We start from the raw sequence: 19975 nt of genomic DNA, 5'->3' as shown, positions 1-19975 counted from the left end.
CGCTGTTCAATCAAAGGGTCCGAAGGTAAACGAGGGTTTAGCGCCTCAGTTTAAATGGGTAACCGTGTAAGTTGAGGATGTGGTGGGGGAGCACCACCACGGTGTCGTGGTGCATGGCCGGGAAGATATACGCGCGGTTGTCCAAGGCTTTTTGCAGGTCCAGGGCTTCGCCGTAGGGAGCGGCAACCCGCGCACTCGTGCCCGATACGCCGAGGCTGTCCTGCGCTTTTAGCAGCAGGAGCCGCCCTTTTGCCAGGGACACCCACCTGCCTTCTGCGCCGAAGGCCAAGGACCCGTGCACCCGATTCCGCAAGACATACCGGCCGTCCTGGTCGAGCCGCAGCATCATATTCCGCTGTGGGACGTCGTTCAGCACGTAGTAGTGGTTGGTTACAAGGCGGCGGGGTGAACACGCCCCGCCGCCCACGAGCAAGAGCAGTGCGCCGACCCGAGTGAGGAGGGGCATCATGTGACAGGGGAAAGAACGTTGGAGCGCGAAGGTATTTACCACGCCGCCTGCGCCACTTCGTCGCTCAAGCAAATATGTTGCTGCGTTCAAGTAAACGGTAGCAAGGTAAACCCGCTTCGTTCAGCTGAAAGAGGGTTTATGCCCTCCCGTTGATGCGCAACTCGTACAAGCGGCCGGTTAAGAGGTTTACTTTGACGTTCCAGTAGTAACTGCACCCGTCCAGCACCTGCACCACGTGCTGCGCCAAGGCGGACCGGCGGGCCGGGTCTTTCCAGAGCAGGTTGACCCAAATCACCTTCTGGCCTTGCCCGTTGACAAAACCCACGTACTGCCGCCAGTAGGCACGGGTTCGCCGGTGAATGAGCGGACACCCGCCCCCCTGCTCCGGCGCGCCCGCGTTGGCGGCGGCAAGTTGACGGGCCAGGATGGCTTCGGCGGCGGCCACCTCTGCCCGCGTGGGCGTGAAGCGGGCCCCGGGCAGGTCCGGAGCGGGGGATACGGAATGCTCTTGCGCAAAAATGACGCCTTCATAGCCGCGGGCCGTGACCCACCCGGCCTGGGCGCGGGCGAGATGACCCACGAGCAAGGCTGCGACCAAGGGCATTAGGGCGGGATATTTCATGGCCTATTCGCTTCGGGCGGGTGTTTTCGGGATTACGGCCGTCAGACGTCTGATAGCGGTGTCTTAAAAGTAATCAGTCGTTCAGCGAAAGGGTCCGAATCGAATAACGAGCCTTTAAGTTATGTGTCAACCGGAGTAGTTACCCGCCCGCAATGACCTGTTCATCCAGCCTTTGGGCTGCTATTCCTCGTTGCAGGTGGCCCACGGTCAGTTCCTTCCGATTCCGACTCTTGGCCAGCCCCACTGCACGCAGGAGCCCACCCAATACGTCCATGCCTTCGCCATCGAAATAATCCGCGGCCATAAAGCCGGAGACGTCTACGTGAAAGTGCGCGCCGTACGCGATAAGGAATTCGACCGCATCATCACCGTACACGCCCAAATCGCGTGACATGCCCGTATGGGAGTTGATTTCTTCCTCGTCCGAAAAGCCACACTTGTGGCGGATAAAATCGGCTAGTTCTGTGGACACGCTATCTGTCATTCCACAAATGAACACCGTGCAGCAATAGGTTTGACCATACCTATTCAAGTTCACTTAAATGGTCCGAATAGCGAAAGGTGCGCTATTTGGTGAAAGAAGCGTTATTTCTCGCCAGGGGCTGAAAGCACCCAGAACGATTTACTCATCGGTTTGAAATTGTTGTACCAGAGGGTATCGCTCCCTTTGTGAGCCCTCCAAATGTTGAGCACTTCCACCGTTACCGAATGCCGACCACGCGTGGGGCGGCGGATGAGGAACCGGGTGCGGGAATACACGCCTTTCGTGCTGTCTACCCCGGTCGAAGGACGCAGCACTTTTACATTCACCGCATCAGAACGCCGGTTGCCCAGCACCACTTCAAAGGCGTAATCTTGGCCTTCGGGCAACGTGTCGCGGTCCGTAATGAAAAAAGGACGGGTGTACGTGGTGTCAACCTGTCCGTTCGGACGCCACACCCCGAAGTCCACTCGGCGCCCCTGGTCGTTGTACGCAATCATTTGGCTCTCTTCGCCATTGGGGTGATACGAGCGCGTCGTGTCCCGATGGATGCTTCCGTACCGGAACCCCTTGTTTTTAAGTTGGCCAGTCGGGTAATAAAACCTTTCCGGCCCAAACCGTTCTCCGTTTTTCCAGGTCTCGGTGGACTCGAGCTGCCCGCTGGGGTAATACCTTTTTACCAGTCCGTCAAGCCGGCCATGGCGATAAGGCAGAACGTCGCTTGGCGCGCCGTTTTTGTAAAAGTATTTCGCCGTGTCATTCACCAACTCTTGCCCATCAAGGGGTGCCCGGTATTTAACCTCCCCCGTGGGGTAGTATTCTACCTTTACCTTTTCGCGCGGCCCGCATGCGGGCAGTAGCAAAGTTGTTAGACGGAATAGCGTGCGGATTATTCGTCCCATAGCTTGGTTAAGCAAACGGTCGTGGCTGTTGCAGAGCTCAGCGCGACCCTTGTAGGCCAGGTTCCCACGAGCCGAACCAAGCGAAAAAGCCGTAAGAGGCCCTTTTTACAAAAGCCGACCAGCGCGACAATGCCGTTTTCGACTGGTCCACAGGGTTCTGCAACAGCCACGGTCCGAAGGCTAAAAGGTGGAGTTCGCCGATGCTTGACCCTATTTCGGCTTTCGGTCTAATCGGTCGAAAAACTTGAGCCCAATCAGAAGGGGACTGCCAACCATCAACAACAGGCCCACCAGGTACAAGGCCCCAAAAAGGTTGCGCAGCATCCCATTGTCCACCAATTGCAGCTCGCCAATGGAGCCTACCAGGAGCAGGACGAGGCCCGTTACAAAAAGCAGGAACAGCTTAACGAAAGAGGGGAGCCACGGCATAAAGCGTTCGCAGGCAGAAAAAGACCAAGTGCTAAGGTAGGTCCAGGAGGCTAATGCCGCAAGTACAGCCAAAGGGTCCGAAGGTAAACCAGCTCTGTTCAGTTGAAGAAGGATTTTATAAGCATCCCCCTTTATTGAAGCCCTTCCCTACTTCGTGCTCCGGTTGACGTGAGTCAAAGGGGCGAAAAAGAACCGGCCTTCTTCCTCAAATTTAATCCGGTAGAATACCCGCTCGGGTTGCAGCTTCTCCCCGCTTTTGGCCACGGGGTGCTCGGCGAAATCCGTCGTGATGCTGATAGTGGCATTGCGGCCCGGGAAATACATCGCTGGGTACTCCTCGCGCAGCATCTCGCCCTGTATCGGACAATACCAGTCCTGATACCAAATATTGACTTGAATTAGGGAATCCTTTAACTGCGGAAAGCGCAGCTCTTGGCCAACAGGCTTGACGAGGAAGGTATCCCGCGCAGTCATCAATTCCAGGTGGAGCGTGTTATCAATGGTCGCTTGGTCGGCGACCAAGGAATCGATAAAGACGGTAAGGTTGGAGAAGCCCGCTATGTAGTGCGTGCCCGCGTGTTTGGTGTTGCAGGAGGTTCCCAATCCAGAGAGAAACAACAGCACGACGCAAACAAATAGGGGAAAGCGAAAAGGATAAGCAGGCATGGAGTCTAAATAAACGGTCGAAGTAGCAGCATCTATTGCGGGGCCGTTTTTACCGCTGCAAGTAGGCCTGCACGTCAGCAGCCAGCGGCCCGACGGCGAGCACGGCGTTGCGCAGGCGGGTTTCGGTGCAGTTCAGGGTTTGGCACCAGTAGTTGACTTCCACGGTGGAAGCCAGGTTGACGCGCGCGGCATCGGCAGGGGGTGAAGGGAGCATACCAGCTATACGCAAGCGGGCGGAAAAAAAAGAGGGCATTCAAGAAAACGGTGGCTAGCGCCAATTGACGTAGAGCGGGCGTGTCATCCACGGCAGCTTGATCAGGGCAATCGACCAGGGGCGCTGGTCGAGTAGGATGTCAAGGGTTTTGGTTTCGACGGTCAGCGTCACACGATCCGGGAACCAGGTCAGCTTGCCGGCCCGCTGCAAGAAGGTCTCCCGTAGGCCGGCGATGCTCGTGTTTTTCAGGACTTCCCACCGACTCAGCACGGCGCGGAGCAAGTCTTCGCCGGTGGCTTTTTCGGCGTCCGTCAAGGCGGGTTCGCCCGCCAGGGAGCCGCCCGGTTCCACGCCGCACAGCAGTTGGTTGAGCAACAGCCGGGACGCGGGCGGGGGTTCTTCGCCCGTTGCCAGAAACTGCAGCAGGTGCACCGCCCGCGCGGCACGGGCAGCGTCTTGGAACTGCTGCTGCGCCAAGTAGCCCAGGCGCTCGAAGAGCGTTGGCAGAAAAGGCCAGAGCAGGACCAAGCCCGCGTTGGCCAGGGCGGCTGCTTCGGCCGGCTCGGAAACAGGGGCAGGGGGACGGAAAGACATTCGGGTCGGCAAGTAGGATGGAAGAAGTCCCGGTAGGAACCCGATTACAAGTTCAAAATAACGGTCGGAAGGTAAACGCGCTCCATTCACGCAGAGGAGGACCGGCCCATTTGCAATCCCGGGAGCGGCCACTTTTGGGTTTTGCGCGTAGCTTGTCGGCATGAATTACTCCTTCCTTGGCCCCCTGCTGCTGGCTGGGCTAGCGGCCCAGGCGCAGGCCCCGACGTTTGCGCCCGTGGTGGCGTACCCTTCCGGCGGACTCAGCCCGTACGGCCTCGCGCTCGCCGACGTCAACGGCGACGGCCGCCCCGATGTGGTCATCGCCAACACGTACAACAGCCTGCTGGGCGTGTTGCTGGGTAACGGCAACGGCACGTTTCAGCCCGTCGTTACCTACGCCACCGGCGCGGGCACCAGCCCCCGAAACGTAGTGGTCGCCGACGTGAACGGCGACGCCCGGCCGGACCTGGTGTTTGCCGACATTCAGGGCGTGGGGGCCGTCGGCGTGCTGCTGGGCAACGGCGACGGCACGTTTCAAGCCGTCGCCCGCCTGACTTCCGCCCCGGGGCTCACGGTCGACTACGTCGCCGTCGGCGACCTGAACGGCGACGGGCGGCTCGACGTGGTCACGGCCTCGTTCATGGCGGCGGCGAACGGGGGCGCGGTGCAGGTGCTGCCGGGCAACGGCAACGGCACGTTCCAGGCCGCCCGCGCCTACGCCTGCGGCAGTGCCTTCAGCTTGGCCCTGGCCGATGTCAACGGCGACGGCCGGCTGGACGTGCTGACCGCCAACTTCTTCGGCGATTCGGCGGGGGTACTCCTCGGCAACGGCGATGGGTCCCTGCAAGCGGAACATTCCTGCAGCACCGGCCCGAACAGCACGCCCTACGAAGTGGCCGTTGCGGACGTGAACGCGGACGGCCGCCCCGACCTGTTGACGGCCAATTACGGCTCCGATGCGCTGGGCGTGCTGCTGGGCAACGGCAACGGCACCTTCCAAGCGGTGGCCGCCTACAGCACGGGCCCCGGCAGCACCCCGGCCGGGCTGGCGGCGGCGGACCTCAACGGCGACGGCCACCTCGACGTGGTGACGGCCAACTTCGGCACCGATGCGCTGGGCGTGCTGCTGGGCACGGGCACCGGGACCTTCCAGGCGCCGCTCACCTTTGCCACCGGCAGCGGCGCGGGGCCGCTCGCCTCCCCGTTCAACGTGGTGGCCGCGGACGTGAACGGCGACGGCCAGCGGGACCTGCTGGCGGCCAACTACACCAGCGCGGCCGCGGCGGTGTTGCTGCAGACCACGCCGCTGGCCACCCGCTCCGGCCTGCCCGGGGCCCGCGCCACGCTCGCCCCCAACCCCGCCGCGGAGCACGCCCGGCTCGCGCTGGCGGGCTTGCCCCCGGCGGTGGTCGCGGTGCAGGCCACCGTGCTCGATGCCACGGGGCGCCTCGTGGGCTCCTACGCCCTGCCGGTGGGCCACGGCGCCGCCCAGGCCGAACTGCCAACGGCGGCGTGGGCACCGGGGCTGTATATCGTGCAGTTGCGCGCCCTGGGCATGGGCGGTGCCGTCGTTGGCCAGCTGCCCGCCGCGCGGCTGAGCGTACCGTAGCGGAAGCTGTTCACTTTAACGGTCCGAACAGAATAACGAGCGTAATTTCAACTTTGTCCTCTTGTTCACTTTGATGCCCTGTGGTCCCGCGTATGAAAATAACGAGCACTCGAACCATCACCGACAAGGAAGGCTACGAAGCCATGCTCTACACGCTCACCGCCTATTGGCAAGCGACGAACTCCACCGATTTGACCGACATTTTAAGCGGCGGCGAATACCTTGCCCCCGACATCCCCGCCGATAGTGCCTTTTGGGCGTACTGGCAGGAGGCCATCGAAAAGGTTCGCCGGGAGGGACCGCCGCCGTTGAAGGTGCTGAGTTAACCCCAAATGTAAAGCCGCCTGTTGTCTGCGTTCACGAAAAGGGTCGTGCCCTGAACGCGCTCTGTTCAGTTGAAGGAGCCTTTAGACGAAAATGCAGTTACCTGCTACCTTACGCGCAGCCTAACCCCAACGACCACCTGTATCACGCCGCCGTCGATGACCTTCCTGTTGCTGTTGTGGTCCTTCAGGGCAGTGCTTTTCACCGAGTTGGTTTCCGTCCGTCCGGCGCGGTGCGCGGCCCATGGCCCGGCGGTGCGGGCCGATACGCTCACCGGCCAGGTGACGACCCGTTACCCGTCCGGGAAAATTAAAGAAGTCGCCACCTACGCCCACGGCCTGCGCCACGGCTTGGCCACGGGGTACAACCCCAACGGTGACCTGCACCACGAAGCCCATTACCAAAACGGGGAGTTGGACGGGCCGTTCCGGCTTTACCGGAAAGGGTACCTCTTCCAGGAAATTTCGTACCGCGAGGGCCGCTACCACGGGCCGTGGGTGGCGTACCGCAAGGGCCGCAAAACCATCGAAGCGCCCTTTGCCCAGGGGCAACTGGACGGGTGGTACTACGACTACTACTACCCGAGCGGGCGCATCCGGCGCAAAGCCTTCTACCGGAACGGCACGCTGGTATCGGGCGAATACTGCTACGGAAAGGACGGGTACTTGCAGTACGAGTTGATTAAGGCCGGGCCAACCAACCCCCACAATCGGCTCCTCGAGCAAGTGTTCTACGACCAGAGCGGCCGGGTCATCCGCAGCAAGTTCATCGACACGTTTCCCGTCACCACCTACCTGTTTGGCCTGCCGCGTTGAGGCGCATTTTCAGCGTGGCCACGGCCGGCCTTCACGGTTTACTTGAACGGTCCGAAGGTAAACGCGCTCCATTCAATCAAACGAGTGGTACCCTCACATTTTCTGGCCTTATGGGAGCCAGCGGGGATAGCGTGTTTTAGCATCCCGCCAAGACCGCCCCGATACGTCGTGTCTCGGGGCTGGGCCAACGCCGCCCGCCGCCCGTAGCACAGCAATCGTGGCATCTACTAAGTAAGAGCTCGGGAAGGCAAAGGAATTAACGCGGTAGCCCCGCTGCCCGTCCTGCTCAATGGAATCGAACCATAACAACTCGTTGTCCATGGCCGGGCAGGTGTACATGTCCACTTCTTCGTCGTATGCCAGACCCTCACCGGCCAAAGAACTGATGCGGTCGATAAGGACCGAACAGGCCGGTGGCTCATCCGGAAATAAGTATTTCAGAAGTAACATGCTACTCATAAGCCAAAACGCTATCGAACGAATGATGTGTTCACTAAAATGGTGAATTAATCAGCGCAGCACGGCTACCAATGTGCTAAGGCCACGCGCAGGCGGTGCTGCATCCGGTCCAGTTCGGGGTGCGGCCCGGGTACTTCGCGCAGCACCTGCTCCAGGTCGGAAACGGTCGCGTTGTCGAACCCCGCACGGCCGATGGTAAACGCCCAGAGGCGGTACGCGAGCCCGGCCGGGGTGGGGCGCAAGGCCAGCCGGAAGGTGAGGCGGCAGACCTCTTCGGTTAACGGTAACTCCTGGTGCGCCCCCGTCGGCAGGCCCGCGTAGGTGCGCGCTTCGGGAGCCCGCCATTCCATCAGCCCGTGGTCTTGGGTTTCGTTGAGCCGGGTGTGGTACCAGCGCCGGACCAGGGCTGCTCGTTCCGCCTCGGTGCCGGCTTCCGCCGGCCAGGGCAGCACGCCCTCGAAGGCGATGGAGTCGGTGCCCGCCGCGCGGGGCCATTCGTAGTGCGTGGGCTGGGCCGCGGCCAGAAAGCCGTGCAACAGCAGCAGGGCAAGCAGGAGCAGGCGCCAGGTCATGGCCGAAGGTACTCGGCTTTCTGGTTCAGCGAAACGGTCCGAAGATAAACGCGTCATTGTGTAACTGCCGTAGGTTTGCGCCTTCTCACTCAGCTGAAAATAAACAATGGAGCAAGAGGATGTCGATTCCGGCGTTTGGGTCTTTCACGGCGCGGGCGGCCGGTTTGCCAGCGGGGTGTTCACCACGCGTGACAAGGCCGAGGCGTGGATTCACCAGCACGACCTAACCGGGGTGTTAACGCGCTACCCCATGGACCAAGGCGTATATGATTGGGCTCAAGAAAAGCAGTTGTTCCAGCCCACCAAGCCGGAACACACCGAAGCCGCCTTTATTCAACGGTTTACCTCGGGCAGCCAAGAGCACTACCACTACGACCCAAACGACATCGGATGAATAACACGCAGCCGTTCGCCAAAACGGTCGTGCCGTAAACGCGCATTGTTTGGTGAAAGGAGGGTTTCAGGAGCAGTGAACGAGGCTCACTTCATTTACCTTCCGAGCATATTATCAAACATGCTTAGTTTCTCTGTTTCGAACGCGGTTTATCAGGTGTTTCCGGAAAAGCAACACGCTGGTTACCGGCAAAATCCTTCGAATAGAAGCGGCGCAAAAACCGATTATTTCGGTACTCGGTATGCTTCACCACCAGCGTATCGGTCCGGCTGCCGTGAGCAAAGAGCACTTCCGATGCTCGCTGCAGCGAATCCCCTGGGTACGCCTCTTCTTTGTCATTGTACGTGTCGCTGACCAGGCGACCATCCGGCTGGAAGTAAGTGGTCCGCAAGGTGCCGTAGTCGTGCAGGCTCATGAGCCTGCCGCTGCGGTAGAACGTGCGCCATACCCCCGTCCGGCGGTATTCTACTTGCCCGCCTGCGGTCCTGATCCCCAGCAATGGCCCCGCTTGCCAGACCCGCCTCGGAAAAGGATAATACAACACCATTTCCTCCGTGCGCGAAGTCCCGGGCAACACGCCGAGCGTGACGGCGGGTGGCAGGGAAGGAAGCAGGACATGGCCCGGCAAGCGGACGCAGGCCGTAAAGCAGAAAAGGCCAAGTGCGCCCCACAAGGCATAAGCTGAGCGCATAGCAAACATGTGCGTAGTTCAGGAAAAGGGTGGTGCACTAAACTACTCCATTCATTCAAAGGAGCGGTTCCATAAAAAGTCCCGTCTAACTTGTCCGTTTTCCCACTTCACTTGCGATGACATATCTACTCGTGCGTTCCGTTCTGTTTTGCCGCTTGCCTTGTGACTGCTCGTCGGCTGCCAGCGCCGTCCAGCAATGATGCCCCTCAAGCAGGCGAAACCGGTGCTGCAAGCGGCAGCAGGATAGAACAACTCCCAGCGGATGCAGGCCACTGACTGGGGCATTAAAAAGCATTCCTTGTCAGGACCGGGCCCGCTGGGCCATGAGGCGCGCTCTTGCCAAAAGCAAACGCCTGGGCCGGGCGCACATTACCTGCCGCTAACAGTTCCTGCCCGACCCGACGCTCGCTTGGCGGTGCGTCCACGAGTCATGACCTCGCCTAGAGACTACGCCCCTTCCCTGCGGGAATTTTGCGTTAAGGCGAACAACAATCCCCTTGCTACCATCCGTGGAGCATCAGCCAGACGTTTTGCGGTAGCGCCAAACGGCCAGCGTGTTCACCAGTACGGCCATGCCCAGCAGGGTGAGCACGGGCTGGAGGACGTCGCGCAGGGTGCTGCCCTTGAGCAAAATGCGGCGGGCAATGTCGATAATGTAAGCCAGCGGGTTGAGGCGGTCGAAGGCGCGGGCCCAGGCCGGCATGTACTCGATGGGCGTGAACAGCCCGCAGAGCAGAATGAAGATTATCAGGAAGAAAAAGGCCACGAACAGCGCCTGCTGCTGCGTTTCGCTTACCGAAGAAATGAGTAGCCCCAGCCCCAGCGGCACCACCAAAAACACGGCCATGATGCCATAAAGCAGCGGCACGCTCCCCACCATGGGCACGTGAAACAGAAAGCGCGCCAGCAGCAGCCCAATGGTGAACTGGTACAGGCCGGCCGCCCAAAACGGCAGCAGCTTGCCCAGAATAAACTGCCACTTGCGAATGGGCGTCACGTTGAGCTGCTCGATGGTGCCGATTTCCTTTTCGCGCACGATATTGAGCGTGGTCACCATCATCACAATCAAGCTGATAATTTCGACCAAGATGCCCGGCACCATGAAGGTTTTGTAGTTCAGTAGCGGGTTGTACCAATAGGCCGGCACCACTTCCAGGCCGCGCACCTCACCCACCGCGGCCGCCACCGTGGCGGGCCGCACCTCGCCCTGGTAGGCCTGCACAATGCCGGCCGCGTAGGAGCTGGCCAGGCCTGCCTTTACGTTGTCGAGGGCATTAACAAGCAGTTGTACCCGCGCCTGCCCGCCCCGCACCAAGTCGCGCTCGAAGTGGGGCGGGATGACGAGCACTAAATCGGCACGGCCACTGAGCAGGTCCTGGTCGGCGGCCGCGCTGCTGGGGCGTACCTGCACCAGCCGGAAATAGGGCGTGTACTGAAACTTGTCGAGCAGGCGCCGGGCCGCGGGGCTGTGGTCCTGGTCGACCACGGCTAGGTTCAGGTTCTTGATTTCGTAGTTGGCCGCGAACGACAACAGCACCAGCTGCACGATGGGCGCCACCAGCAGCAAGGCCAGCAGCGTGCGGTTGCGCCGCAGCTGCCGCACTTCTTTTTCGATGAGAAACCAGACGGTACGCATAGTGAGAGAGCTGATAATTTTAGAACGTCATGCCGAGTGCAGCAAAGCATCTCGCTTGTGGTAGTAATTGAATCGTTCAACGAAGCACGCGAGATGCTTCACTGCGCTCGGCATGACGTGCTGGCAGGTGCGGGTCAGAATTCACGCCAAGCGGTTTTTCAACGAGCCCAGCGCTAGCAGCAGCAGGCCGCCGGCCATGCCGATGAGCACCGCCGTTTCGCGCCAGAGCTCGCGCAGGCCGAGGCCTTTTATCATGATGCCTTTCAGGATAACGATGAAGTAACGGGCTGGAATGATGCGTGAGATGGTTTGCAGCGGCAGGGGCATGCTCTCAATCGGAAACAGGAAGCCGCTGAGAATGAGCGTGGGCAGCAGCAAACCCAGCATGGAGGTGAGCATGGCGGTTTGCTGCGAGGCGGCCCGCGTCGAAATCAGCACGCCCAACGTGAGGGCCACCAAGATGTAGAGCAGCGTTTCGCCGATGAGCAAGGCCAGGCTGCCGCGCTCCGGGATGTGCAACACCCACACGCCCAACGCTAAGATGATGAGGCCGTTGACGAAGGACAACAGGAAGTAAGGCAGAATCTTCCCAATGATGATGGGCAGCTGCCGCATCGGCGACACCAGCAGCACTTCCATGGTGCCGGTTTCTTTCTCGCGGGCAATGGTGATGCTGGTGAGCATGGCCGACACCAGCAGCAGAATCAGGGCCATGGTGCCGGGCACGAAAGTATAGGCCGCCTTTAAGCCGGGGTTGAAATACAGGCGGGCCACGGCCTCTACCCGCGGGCCGGGGCTGCCCGCCCGGCGCGGCGCAACCTCCTGCTCATAGCTGCGGATGATGGCCGTGGCGTAGTTTACCAGGCTGATGGCCGTGTTCTGGTCTGAGGCGTCGGCCACGAGCTGCACCTGCGCGTGGCCCAGGTGGTCGAGGTCCTGGGAAAATCCCGCGGGGAATACTATGGCCAGCTTCACGTGACCCTGGCGAAAAGCAGCGGCCACGTCAGGGTAGCTGCGGGCGTAGTCGCGCAGCCCGAAATAGCCCGACGAAAACAGCCGGTTTTGCACCTGCCGGGCGTGCACCCCGTGGTCGAAGTCGAGCACGGCCACGTCGGCGTTTTTGATTTCGTTGGTAAGCGCGAAGCCGAACAGCGTGACCAGTGCCACCGGCATCCCAAAGAGAATAAGCAGCGTGCGCGGGTCGCGGAAAATGTGGTAAAACTCTTTCCGCACGAACATCAGGAAGGCTTTCATGGGGGCTGATTAGCTGAAGTGCTGTGATGAATTATTCCTGGTCGTCATGCTGAGCTTGTCGAAGCATCTCTATTACTCCACATTTTTCGCCCCTCGCGCCAGGTGCAGAAACACCTCGTCCATGGTGCCCACGGCGAACTGCTGCTTGAGGCCGGCGGGCGTGTCGAGGGCTTCGATTTTGCCATCGACCATGATGCTGACCCGGTCGCAGTACTCGGCCTCGTCCATGTAGTGGGTGGTGATGAAGACGGTGACGCCGCGGGCGGCGGCTTCGTAAATCAGGTCCCAGAACTGGCGGCGGGTGATGGGGTCGACGCCGCCGGTGGGCTCGTCGAGGAACACCACGGCCGGGTCGTGCAGCAAGGCTACCGAGAAAGCCAGCTTCTGCTTCCAGCCCAGCGGCAGGCTGCCTACCAGCGTGTTGCGCTCGGCTTCTAGGCCCAGGCGCTGGAGCAGGGCGTCGGTTTTTGGGCGGATGGCGGCCGTGGTCTGGCCGTACACGCCGCCGTAGAAGCGGATGTTTTCACGCACGGTCAGGTCTTCGTAGAGCGAGAATTTCTGGCTCATGTAGCCGATGTGCTGCTTGATAAGCTCGGCCTGGGTGAAGACGTCGAAGCCCGCCACCGCAGCAGCGCCTTCGGTGGGCCCCAACAGGCCGCAGAGCATGCGCATGGCCGTGGTTTTGCCCGCGCCGTTGGCACCTAGGAAACCGAAAATTTCCCCCGCCGCCACCTCGAAGCTGATGGCATTCACGGCCACGAAGTCGCCGAAACGCTTCGTAAGCTTCGCGCAGGTGATGACCGGGCCGGCCGCTGCGGTGCGGCCGGCACCGGCGACTACGTTACTGGGCTGCTGGTTCATGAGGCTCAGGGTTAGCGGGTTGCTGTTGCGTGAGCAACTCCATAAAGGTGTCTTCGATGGTGGCCGGCACCGGCGTCACGGCCACGTCGCGGTGGCCCTTGCCGGTGAGGTAGGCTGTGAGGTGTGCTGTGGCTTCCGCATCGGGCCGGGCCAGGCTCAGGTGGGCGGTTTCGCCAAAGGCGTAGCAGCTGTGCGTGCCCGGATAGGCGCGCAGGTCTTGCAGCAGCGGGTGCATGCGGGCGGCCCGCACCGCATACAGCGGCCAGGGATAGGCCGCGCGCAGGGCAGCGGGCGTATCGACGCGCAGCACCTGGCCGGTTTGCAGCAGCGCCACCCGCTCGCAGCGCGCGGCCTCGTCCATGTAAGGCGTGGACACGACAATGGTGATGCCCTTGGCCTTGAGCGTGCCCAGCATGTGCCAGAACTCCTGCCGCGACACAGCATCGACGCCCGTCGTAGGCTCGTCGAGCAGCAGCACTTCGGGCTTGTGGATAAGGGCGCAGCACAAGGCCAGCTTCTGCTTCATGCCCCCCGACAAGGCCCCCGCCCGCCGGTCTTTGAAGGGCGCCAGCTGCTCGTAGATATCGCGCACCAGCTCGTAGTTTTCTTGCACCGTGGTGCGAAACACGGCCGCAAAAAACGCCAGGTTTTCCTGCACCGTCAGGTCCTGATAGAGCGAGAAGCGGCCCGGCATGTAGCCCACCACGTTGCGAATGGCACGGAAGTCGCGCACCACATCGTGCCCGGCCACGGTGGCGGTGCCCGCATCGGCCAGCAGCAGCGTGGCCAGGATGCGGAACAAGGTGGTTTTGCCGGCTCCGTCGGGCCCGATAAGGCCGAACAGTTCGCCCGGCTCCACGGTCAGGCTCACGTCGCGCACGGCCGCAGTGGTGCCGTAGGCTTTGCTGATATTGGTTAATTCGACGGCGGGCATGGCGGAGTGGTAAAATGCTGAGGTGGCGGGCAGTGCGTTAGAACGTCCTACTTTTATTCCCTGGTTTTTAAAACAGCACGTCCGCCGGCATGCCAATTTTCAAGCTGCCATCATTCGGCACGGCTATTTTCATAGCGTACACCAGGTTCACCCGGTCTTCTTTGGTTTGGATGACTTTGGGCGTGAACTCCGACTTGCTCGAAATCCACTGCACGCGGCCGGGGTACTCGCGGCGCTTACCGCCGGGCGCGTCCACCAACACCTTCACGGCTTGGCGCAGCTTCACGCGCGTGAGTTGGTCGCCGGCCACGTAGGCCCGCAGCAGCAGCGTTTTCGTGTCGCCGATTTTGTAGAGCGGCTGGCCGTAGCTCACCACCTCGCTGGGTTCCACATACACCGTGAGCACGGTGCCCGCCACCGGGTTCAGCACCCGGCTTTGGCGCAGCTGGTCGTTTACCTGGCGCACCTGCTCCTGCAGCGGGGCCGATTGCGCCGCGGTGCCACTGGCCTGCGTGCTCAGGGCCGAGCGCTGCGCGGCCAACTGCTGGCGGGCAGTGGCAATCTGGTAGTCAATATCATCGAGCTGCTTGCTGGGCACGGCATCGGCTTTCACCAAATTCACCACGCGCCGGCGCTCGCGCTGCAGGTTGGCCAGCTGCTGGGCCAGGGCACCGAGCTGGGCCGATACGTTGGGCGTTTGCTGGCGCACGGCGCGGGTGCTGGCCTGCAGCTGGCGCTTGCGCAGATAAAGCTGCGTGGTGTCGATGACGCCAACTTCGCGGCCGGCGGGCAACTCGTCGCCTTCGGCCACGGCCAAGCGCAAGAGCTGGCCCTGGGCCTTGGCGGCCACCACGTATTCGGTGGTTTCAAAATTGCCGGAAGCATCGAAGCGGGGTTCTTCGGATTGGCAGCCGATGAGTAGGAAGCCGGCCGCCGCGCTCAGCGCCGTCGGGAGAGAAAGCAGGGAAATTTTCATGAAAGCGAGGTGATTAGCGCGTGGGAGAAGCGGACGGCATGGTGCCGCGGGTAGTTTGCTCGTCGGCCTGGGCTTGCAGCAGCTGCAGGCGGTGCAACTGCTCGTTGAGGCGAGCCAGGCTCAGGTTGTTGGCCTCGGTGAAATAGTCGCTGAAGCCGATGATGCCGTTGTCGAGCTGCACGGCGGCCGTGGCCTGGATTTTCTCGCGCAGGGCAATCAGCGCGGCGTCGGTCCCGAGCAGGGTCTGGTAGCGTTCCACGGCTGTTTGCTGGCCGGCGAGGGCCACGCGCTGGTTTTGCTCGAACACTGCCTGCTGCACGGCCACAGCCTCCTGCCCCAGGCGAATGGTTTCGCGGTCCTGGCGGCGCGTATAGTAGTTGCTCAGGTTCCAGTTGAGGCGCAGGCCGGCCAGGCCGTAGCCATGAAAGTCGTTGCGCAGGAAATCGAGCGTGGGCCGGCCGTAGCCCACCTGCCCAAACGCACTCAAGCGGGGCGCCAGGCGGGCATCGCTGAGCTTTTGCTGCCCGGCCAACAGCGCTTTTTGCTGCGTGTACAAGGCCAATTCGGGCCGGGGCGCGGCCGGGGGCAGCTCGGCAGGAGTGGTCAGGCGGGTGTCGGACGGCAGGGGCTGGCCCAGCAGCTCGCCCAGCTGGCGCAGCAGGCCGGCGCGGGTGGTGGCCAACTCGCGCAACTGTTGGTTGAGGTTCAGCACTTCGGCATCGAGGCGGGCCACGTCCTGGCCGGTGGCCACGCCGTTGGCGCGACGGGCCAGCAGGGCCTTGCGGCGCTGCTGCAAGTCGGCACGCAGGCCCTGACGCAGGCGAGTGGTTTCCTCACTAAGCAAGGCACCGAAGTACAGGCCGTTCACCTGCTCGCGCAGCCGATGCAGGCTCACTTCTACCTGCTGGTTGCTCACCTGGCTGCTCAGGGTTTCCAGTTCCTGCTGGCGGCGGGTGGCGCCCCCATCGAACAGCGTCTGGCTGGCGTCGAGGGTCAGCCGGTACTGGTCTTTGGAAAGCGTTGGGATGTTGATGCCGGGCGCTTCCAGCGGGATTTTGGTTACCTCGCTCTGGTAGCTCGCCTGGCCGTTGATGGCTAGCTGGGGCAGGCGCAACTGGGTGGCCAGCCGGGCAGTATTGTTGGCAGCTTGAGTGTCATTCAAGGCCTGTTGCCGTCGTAGGGGAGCCTGTACCGTTGCCAACTCGTAGCACTGCGCCAGCGTCAGCACAGGACCAGTGGCGGCAGGCGCCACTGGCTGCCCGAGGACCGCGCGGGTCATTAGGCAGAGGACGAATGTTACAATTTGTTTCTTATCCATGCACTTTAACTAATTGGTTAACGAGTGGGCAAAAAATATTAAACCTGAATGGCTCGGATGATAAATTCCGCCACCTCGATGCGGCGGCTTTCCATTTCGCGTTCAAAATCAGCGTCGGACAAGCCAAGCGCGACCTGAAAAACGGGCTTGCCGAGGAAGGGGAAGATGAGCATCGACATCATGTTCATCAATAGCTGCGCAGAGCTTACCGGGCGAATTCGGCCCTGTGCTACGGCTTCGTCTACCTGCCGGCGGAACTTGTCGAGGTGAGGCTTCTCGTGCGCCACCACGTTGCGGAAGAAAAACTGCGGGTTGCGGTTTACCTCGTTCACAATGAACAAAGGCAGGAAGCTGTTGCGGCTCACGAAAGTGAGGTACTGGTCCACGGCCTGCCGGATTTTGTCGAAAAGGTCCTGGTCCGTTTCCAGAATGGCCATTACCCGCGGCAAAATCACGCCAATGGCCCGGTCGATAATCAACGCCGACAGCTTTTCCTTGCTGCGGAAGTAGTAGTGCAGCAGCGCTTTATTAATGCCGGCCCGGTCGGCAATTTCCTGCATGCGCGCGCCCGCCAAGCCCTTTTCCAGAAACACTGCTTGGGCAGCTTCTAGAATCAGTTCTTCGGTGGAAAGCTTCTGTGTATCCATTGAGCAGGTGGTTTAACTATTTGGTTAAGATACGGCAAATATGCGTGGTATTCAGCATATCCAAAAATCCAATGCTTGGATATGCAGTTGCTTTATGTACTGGTGTCTACCTAAACGGTGGTAGCCTAAACGCGTTGTTTAACGTGAGGGGGTTCGCTACCAAGGGTAGTCCTTGATGACGCGCGTATTGGCGAAGCTGCCTTCCGTGATAGCACCTTCCGTTGGACTGGTCGCGGAGAAGGTGCCGGAAAACAAGCCGCGACCCGTTTCGGTGAGGGTTGCGTGGGCGTTTTCGTAAAAAACGGGCGGGTCGTTATCGCCTTTGAGGTAGAGGATATATTTGAGTTGGTAGGGGCCCGTTGGCTGTCCCGCTGGCCTCTCAAAGTCTACGATAAGGCTGGGGGCGTCAGGTTCTGGCTGCGAGAGGCTAGTCAAGGAAACGGAAACCAAATCAAACCGCTCGCCCCCCGTCTCCATGCCGCTGGTCGTAACGGCTGCTTGGCACTCTACCCGTTGGCCAGCGAGTTTGTAACCGGAGGATTCCGCGCTAACCGTTGAAACTAGGTCGTCTTGGGGCGTGCAGGCCAAGTTGCTCAGTAAGAGCATAGCGGCGAATATATGCAACGCATGAAGGGCTGCTCGCATAAAAACTAGTTTGTTCACTTTAACGGTAGCAAGGTAAACGCAGCAATTCAGTTGAAGGAGCCATTTTGTTTTACATGTTCTGGCCGGTGCCGCTCGCTACAGGGCAGTTCTTTATGATTTAAGTCCGGCCAAGCACCTTGATACTAGTCAAAAGAAGGCAGTTGGCCTGTACTTTTGACAACGACTTATCCCTCTTCCTTTCGACGATGGCCACTTCTTTACACTGCTACCTGCTCGCGCTTGCTACCCTCGCCTTCGCTGGATGCGGCAAGTCCAGCGAACCCGTTCCCAAACAGCCCTCAGCGCGGGAAGTGCTGCTGACGACGCCTAATTGGAAGTTGTCGAGCATGATAGAAGTCCAAACAGCCCCCTCGGGCACCACCGTTACCAACGACGTGCGGCCTTACAACGCCACACTGCCGTGCGCGCAGGACGACTATACCCATTTTAATACGGATAGGACGGTGGTCGTGAACCAGGGACCCGTTAAATGCTCGCCTTCGGGCGCGCAGACCTCTAGCGGAAAGTGGGAATTCGCCTCGAATGAAACGGAAATGCTTTTCGACCCGGGCACTCCCCCCGATATTCATTACCGGATACAGGAGCTCACGGCCACGACGTTATCCTACGTGGAAACCAGTGTTTCCGTAAGTGGCACCCAGTTCGTTCGCACGACCACCTACACGGCTTTGTAGAGGGAAACGAGCGGCTTACGCAGCCTCGTGGGTAAGCCCATGCGGGTTGAGTTAGCTGTGGCCCTGATGCTGGTCGATAGGAAGTGGCAGAATGCCTCGACTGGTGGCCAATCCGCGAAAACGGTCCGAAGGTAAACGCGCGCATTATTTCCTTGCCATTTTGCCCGGCCCTCGTTTCGTGAGCGGGAGCTTCTCCAGCACGTAAACCACGCGGACGGAATCCACCCCGGGCAATGTATCGGGTGTAATAGCCGGCCCAAAGTCGGACGGGGCTTTTCGCCGAAAATGCCGTGCGTAATTGGCGGCGGCTTCTTTTCGGGTGTAGAACCGGCCCTGCATCGGGCGTTCCAAGGGCGCCACGTTTACTTTTTGGTTGTTGAAGGGGTACTCGCCTGTGCCTTGCGCTACCGGCCGGGCCCGGCGGTATTTTCCTGTCGGTTTTACCGGAGCGGTGCTGCTGTACAGGGTCGAAAAGTAGATGCCTGGGTGGCGCAGCAACCCCTGAAACGAGAGGGTATCCAGCACCGGCACCAAGGCCGCTTCCATCACCAACACGTATTCGGCTTCCGCAACGGGGGAGTTCAATCGGAAGTAAACTTCCACGGGTGCTTGGAAGTGGACTTGGTTGTCCTGCCGAGTCACGGGAGCCATCTGCCCCCTGGACGGCCATGGAAAGAACATGAAAAGCCAGAGCAATCGATACATGAGGGCAGGGGGAACACCTAAAGGTAGATAAGGCCTGTTTCGCGTTTAAGAAAAGGGTCCGAAGGTAAACGCGGCAATTTCAGTTGAAGGAGGGTTATGTTGCGCTAAAGTATTTTGGACTTTTTGCCATGAAACGCTTAGCCCTACTCTTGCTCGCCTGCTTCCTCGCCGCGACGGCGCTGGGCCAGCCGCTCTCCAAAGCGGACCAGAAGTACCAGCCTCGGACCTTGGAGGCGGCCGTTGGGCAACTGCAGAAAATCCACAGCGATTCGCTCAAGCAGCGCATTATCGCTCAAACGGAAGCCGAATTCATTGCCCGCGCCCACTTCGGGGTGGGGATGTGGATGCGCAATAATTGGGGCCTGTGGCGGGGCGGGCCGCTGGCCCAGCACTTTCACACCCTGGGCATTTACCACCCGGACGACATGTCGGGCGTTATCCTCACCTGCTATTATCGGACCTTGCGCGGGCAGGACTGGCAACTGGACCAACAGGTCCAGTTTTACCGCGACTACTGGCAAGCGGCCGCGGTGCACGAACAACGTTGGAAAACCGACCCGGCGTACCGGGCCACGGTGCAGGCGCAACAGGATTCCGCCCGGAGGGCGCACGAGAATAAGCAACTCGAAACGGAGAAAGCCACGTTGCATCCGGGCGCTCACTTGCGGGTCTACATCGACTACCAGTGCGGCCTGCTGCCCATGGGCGAACGCACGCTTCTCGAGGGAACGGTGGTGCAGTGGGTGGGGAACGACCTGGACATGAAAATCACGCGTTACGTCGACGCCCGTAGAAAACGTCGGGTCATCAAGTGCAACGCCGTAACAAACGACACCGTACGGCTGCGGTGGCACCAGAATTACGTCCGGGCGCAGACGTAATCAATGGAGGCGGCTACGCTCCATCCTTGCGCAAGCCGATTGAAGAAGTTCACTTAAAGGGTCGTGGCTGTTGCAGAACTCTTAGTGAAGCCGCTAAAGGAGTGGTCGACGAGCCGACTTAAGCTAAAAAGGCGCTTAAATGGGCTTTTTATGCGCGCATCAGCGCGCATCTAGCTAGTTTC

General features: G+C 60.5%; 25 protein-coding genes. 6 read left to right on the top strand and 19 right to left on the bottom strand.

All coding sequences use genetic code 11. The annotated features are described in order from the left end of the window. Positions 1–37: 37 nt before the first annotated feature. From ACYU70_RS20935 to ACYU70_RS20900, 8 genes are all read right to left on the bottom strand, one after another. Entirely contained in the window at positions 38–469 is a 432-nt protein-coding gene (locus ACYU70_RS20935; protein WP_460616097.1) for a hypothetical protein, read from the bottom strand. A 136-nt stretch (positions 470–605) separates the two neighbouring features. Beyond that, positions 606–1073, bottom strand: coding sequence for a hypothetical protein (locus ACYU70_RS20930; protein WP_460616096.1), 468 nt, complete (start codon positions 1071–1073; stop codon positions 606–608). A 157-nt stretch (positions 1074–1230) separates the two neighbouring features. After that, positions 1231–1563, bottom strand: coding sequence for a hypothetical protein (locus ACYU70_RS20925; protein ID WP_460616095.1), 333 nt, complete (start codon positions 1561–1563; stop codon positions 1231–1233). Positions 1564–1676: 113 nt separating this feature from the next. Continuing rightward, positions 1677–2435, bottom strand: a complete 759-nt coding sequence (locus ACYU70_RS20920) for a toxin-antitoxin system YwqK family antitoxin (protein WP_460616094.1) — start codon at positions 2433–2435, stop codon at positions 1677–1679. A 249-nt stretch (positions 2436–2684) separates the two neighbouring features. Then, positions 2685–2903 carry a hypothetical protein gene (locus tag ACYU70_RS20915; protein ID WP_342300132.1) on the bottom strand — a complete coding sequence of 73 codons (219 nt, stop codon included), beginning with the start codon at positions 2901–2903 and terminating at the stop codon, positions 2685–2687. A 147-nt stretch (positions 2904–3050) separates the two neighbouring features. Further along, the gene (locus ACYU70_RS20910; protein WP_342300133.1) at positions 3051–3569 is read right to left on the bottom strand and encodes a hypothetical protein; all 519 of its coding nucleotides are present in this window, start codon (positions 3567–3569) and stop codon (positions 3051–3053) included. A 49-nt stretch (positions 3570–3618) separates the two neighbouring features. Continuing rightward, positions 3619–3783 (bottom strand): DUF3606 domain-containing protein, encoded by a 165-nt coding sequence (locus tag ACYU70_RS20905; protein ID WP_342300134.1) that lies wholly within the window; start codon positions 3781–3783, stop codon positions 3619–3621. Positions 3784–3837: 54 nt separating this feature from the next. Next, positions 3838–4377 carry a contractile injection system tape measure protein gene (locus tag ACYU70_RS20900; protein ID WP_342300135.1) on the bottom strand — a complete coding sequence of 180 codons (540 nt, stop codon included), beginning with the start codon at positions 4375–4377 and terminating at the stop codon, positions 3838–3840. Between the two features lie 160 nt (positions 4378–4537). Between ACYU70_RS20900 and ACYU70_RS20895 the strand changes: the two genes are divergently transcribed. The 3 genes from ACYU70_RS20895 (at position 4538) to ACYU70_RS20885 (ending at position 7125) form a co-directional block, all read left to right on the top strand. Continuing rightward, the gene (locus ACYU70_RS20895) at positions 4538–5986 is read left to right on the top strand and encodes an FG-GAP repeat domain-containing protein (RefSeq protein ID WP_342300137.1); all 1449 of its coding nucleotides are present in this window, start codon (positions 4538–4540) and stop codon (positions 5984–5986) included. Positions 5987–6078: 92 nt separating this feature from the next. Further along, a complete protein-coding gene (locus tag ACYU70_RS20890) occupies positions 6079–6312 on the top strand; it encodes a hypothetical protein (RefSeq protein ID WP_342300138.1) in 234 nt (77 codons plus the stop codon). A 156-nt stretch (positions 6313–6468) separates the two neighbouring features. Then, positions 6469–7125 (top strand): toxin-antitoxin system YwqK family antitoxin, encoded by a 657-nt coding sequence (locus tag ACYU70_RS20885; RefSeq protein WP_342300139.1) that lies wholly within the window; start codon positions 6469–6471, stop codon positions 7123–7125. Between the two features lie 524 nt (positions 7126–7649). Here ACYU70_RS20885 and ACYU70_RS20880 read toward each other — a convergent pair. Then, positions 7650–8156, bottom strand: a complete 507-nt coding sequence (locus ACYU70_RS20880; protein ID WP_342300140.1) for a hypothetical protein — start codon at positions 8154–8156, stop codon at positions 7650–7652. A 106-nt stretch (positions 8157–8262) separates the two neighbouring features. Here ACYU70_RS20880 and ACYU70_RS20875 point away from each other — a divergent pair, with 106 nt between their 5' ends. Then, on the top strand, positions 8263–8550 hold the full coding sequence (locus ACYU70_RS20875; protein WP_342300141.1) for a DUF7710 domain-containing protein: 288 nt from the start codon (positions 8263–8265) through the stop codon (positions 8548–8550). Positions 8551–8674: 124 nt separating this feature from the next. On the opposite strand, the gene ACYU70_RS20870 is transcribed toward ACYU70_RS20875, so the two are convergent. The 9 genes from ACYU70_RS20870 to ACYU70_RS20830 all read right to left on the bottom strand — a co-directional run bounded on the left by ACYU70_RS20870 (position 8675) and on the right by ACYU70_RS20830 (position 17302). Continuing rightward, a complete protein-coding gene (locus ACYU70_RS20870) occupies positions 8675–9241 on the bottom strand; it encodes a hypothetical protein (protein WP_342300142.1) in 567 nt (188 codons plus the stop codon). A gap of 517 nt (positions 9242–9758) precedes the next feature. Continuing rightward, the gene (locus ACYU70_RS20865; protein WP_342300144.1) at positions 9759–10877 is read right to left on the bottom strand and encodes an ABC transporter permease; all 1119 of its coding nucleotides are present in this window, start codon (positions 10875–10877) and stop codon (positions 9759–9761) included. A 141-nt stretch (positions 10878–11018) separates the two neighbouring features. Beyond that, positions 11019–12131, bottom strand: a complete 1113-nt coding sequence (locus ACYU70_RS20860; protein ID WP_342300146.1) for an ABC transporter permease — start codon at positions 12129–12131, stop codon at positions 11019–11021. A 72-nt stretch (positions 12132–12203) separates the two neighbouring features. Beyond that, positions 12204–12992: an ABC transporter ATP-binding protein gene (locus tag ACYU70_RS20855; RefSeq protein WP_342300147.1), complete on the bottom strand. Its 789-nt coding sequence runs from the start codon at positions 12990–12992 to the stop codon at positions 12204–12206. Next, complete coding sequence (locus ACYU70_RS20850) at positions 12973–13926, bottom strand: ABC transporter ATP-binding protein (RefSeq protein ID WP_342300148.1); 954 nt, start codon at positions 13924–13926, stop codon at positions 12973–12975. The genes ACYU70_RS20855 and ACYU70_RS20850 overlap by 20 nt, the downstream gene beginning before the upstream one ends. Before the next feature lie 67 nt (positions 13927–13993). Beyond that, complete coding sequence (locus ACYU70_RS20845; RefSeq protein ID WP_342300150.1) at positions 13994–14902, bottom strand: HlyD family secretion protein; 909 nt, start codon at positions 14900–14902, stop codon at positions 13994–13996. A gap of 13 nt (positions 14903–14915) precedes the next feature. Then, entirely contained in the window at positions 14916–16181 is a 1266-nt protein-coding gene (locus ACYU70_RS20840; RefSeq protein WP_342300152.1) for a TolC family protein, read from the bottom strand. 77 nt (positions 16182–16258) lie between these two features. After that, the gene (locus tag ACYU70_RS20835) at positions 16259–16867 is read right to left on the bottom strand and encodes a TetR/AcrR family transcriptional regulator (protein WP_342300154.1); all 609 of its coding nucleotides are present in this window, start codon (positions 16865–16867) and stop codon (positions 16259–16261) included. A gap of 156 nt (positions 16868–17023) precedes the next feature. Then, the gene (locus ACYU70_RS20830; protein ID WP_342300156.1) at positions 17024–17302 is read right to left on the bottom strand and encodes a hypothetical protein; all 279 of its coding nucleotides are present in this window, start codon (positions 17300–17302) and stop codon (positions 17024–17026) included. Positions 17303–17859: 557 nt separating this feature from the next. On the opposite strand from ACYU70_RS20830, the gene ACYU70_RS20825 reads away from it, so the two are divergent. After that, positions 17860–18207: a hypothetical protein gene (locus tag ACYU70_RS20825; RefSeq protein WP_342300158.1), complete on the top strand. Its 348-nt coding sequence runs from the start codon at positions 17860–17862 to the stop codon at positions 18205–18207. Positions 18208–18351: 144 nt separating this feature from the next. Here ACYU70_RS20825 and ACYU70_RS20820 read toward each other — a convergent pair whose 3' ends face one another. After that, positions 18352–18912, bottom strand: coding sequence for a hypothetical protein (locus ACYU70_RS20820; RefSeq protein WP_342300161.1), 561 nt, complete (start codon positions 18910–18912; stop codon positions 18352–18354). Positions 18913–19040: 128 nt separating this feature from the next. On the opposite strand from ACYU70_RS20820, the gene ACYU70_RS20815 reads away from it, so the two are divergent. Continuing rightward, positions 19041–19793 (top strand): DUF6794 domain-containing protein, encoded by a 753-nt coding sequence (locus tag ACYU70_RS20815; protein WP_342300163.1) that lies wholly within the window; start codon positions 19041–19043, stop codon positions 19791–19793. Positions 19794–19975: the final 182 nt, after the last annotated feature.

It is taken from the genome of Hymenobacter segetis (genome assembly GCF_054776495.1).
The sequence above is the reverse complement of the archived record's forward strand: the minus strand, read 5'-3'. Positions and strand labels throughout refer to the sequence as shown.

Excerpts from the sequence above, each read along its gene's own strand:
- ACYU70_RS20935 (WP_460616097.1), bottom strand. The coding sequence starts at position 469 with ATGATGCCCCTCCTCACTCGGGTCGGCGCACTGCTCTTGCTCGTGGGC.
- ACYU70_RS20930 (WP_460616096.1), bottom strand. The coding sequence starts at position 1,073 with ATGCCCTTGGTCGCAGCCTTGCTCGTGGGTCATCTCGCCCGCGCCCAG.
- ACYU70_RS20915 (WP_342300132.1), bottom strand. The coding sequence starts at position 2,903 with ATGCCGTGGCTCCCCTCTTTCGTTAAGCTGTTCCTGCTTTTTGTAACG.
- ACYU70_RS20910 (WP_342300133.1), bottom strand. The coding sequence starts at position 3,569 with ATGCCTGCTTATCCTTTTCGCTTTCCCCTATTTGTTTGCGTCGTGCTG.
- ACYU70_RS20905 (WP_342300134.1), bottom strand. The coding sequence starts at position 3,783 with ATGCTCCCTTCACCCCCTGCCGATGCCGCGCGCGTCAACCTGGCTTCC.
- ACYU70_RS20900 (WP_342300135.1), bottom strand. The coding sequence starts at position 4,377 with ATGTCTTTCCGTCCCCCTGCCCCTGTTTCCGAGCCGGCCGAAGCAGCC.
- ACYU70_RS20895 (WP_342300137.1), top strand. The coding sequence starts at position 4,538 with ATGAATTACTCCTTCCTTGGCCCCCTGCTGCTGGCTGGGCTAGCGGCC.
- ACYU70_RS20890 (WP_342300138.1), top strand. The coding sequence starts at position 6,079 with ATGAAAATAACGAGCACTCGAACCATCACCGACAAGGAAGGCTACGAA.
- ACYU70_RS20885 (WP_342300139.1), top strand. The coding sequence starts at position 6,469 with ATGACCTTCCTGTTGCTGTTGTGGTCCTTCAGGGCAGTGCTTTTCACC.
- ACYU70_RS20880 (WP_342300140.1), bottom strand. The coding sequence starts at position 8,156 with ATGACCTGGCGCCTGCTCCTGCTTGCCCTGCTGCTGTTGCACGGCTTT.
- ACYU70_RS20875 (WP_342300141.1), top strand. The coding sequence starts at position 8,263 with ATGGAGCAAGAGGATGTCGATTCCGGCGTTTGGGTCTTTCACGGCGCG.
- ACYU70_RS20870 (WP_342300142.1), bottom strand. The coding sequence starts at position 9,241 with ATGCGCTCAGCTTATGCCTTGTGGGGCGCACTTGGCCTTTTCTGCTTT.
- ACYU70_RS20865 (WP_342300144.1), bottom strand. The coding sequence starts at position 10,877 with ATGCGTACCGTCTGGTTTCTCATCGAAAAAGAAGTGCGGCAGCTGCGG.
- ACYU70_RS20860 (WP_342300146.1), bottom strand. The coding sequence starts at position 12,131 with ATGAAAGCCTTCCTGATGTTCGTGCGGAAAGAGTTTTACCACATTTTC.
- ACYU70_RS20855 (WP_342300147.1), bottom strand. The coding sequence starts at position 12,992 with ATGAACCAGCAGCCCAGTAACGTAGTCGCCGGTGCCGGCCGCACCGCA.
- ACYU70_RS20850 (WP_342300148.1), bottom strand. The coding sequence starts at position 13,926 with ATGCCCGCCGTCGAATTAACCAATATCAGCAAAGCCTACGGCACCACT.
- ACYU70_RS20845 (WP_342300150.1), bottom strand. The coding sequence starts at position 14,902 with ATGAAAATTTCCCTGCTTTCTCTCCCGACGGCGCTGAGCGCGGCGGCC.
- ACYU70_RS20840 (WP_342300152.1), bottom strand. The coding sequence starts at position 16,181 with ATGACCCGCGCGGTCCTCGGGCAGCCAGTGGCGCCTGCCGCCACTGGT.
- ACYU70_RS20835 (WP_342300154.1), bottom strand. The coding sequence starts at position 16,867 with ATGGATACACAGAAGCTTTCCACCGAAGAACTGATTCTAGAAGCTGCC.
- ACYU70_RS20825 (WP_342300158.1), top strand. The coding sequence starts at position 17,860 with ATGATAGAAGTCCAAACAGCCCCCTCGGGCACCACCGTTACCAACGAC.
- ACYU70_RS20820 (WP_342300161.1), bottom strand. The coding sequence starts at position 18,912 with ATGTATCGATTGCTCTGGCTTTTCATGTTCTTTCCATGGCCGTCCAGG.
- ACYU70_RS20815 (WP_342300163.1), top strand. The coding sequence starts at position 19,041 with ATGAAACGCTTAGCCCTACTCTTGCTCGCCTGCTTCCTCGCCGCGACG.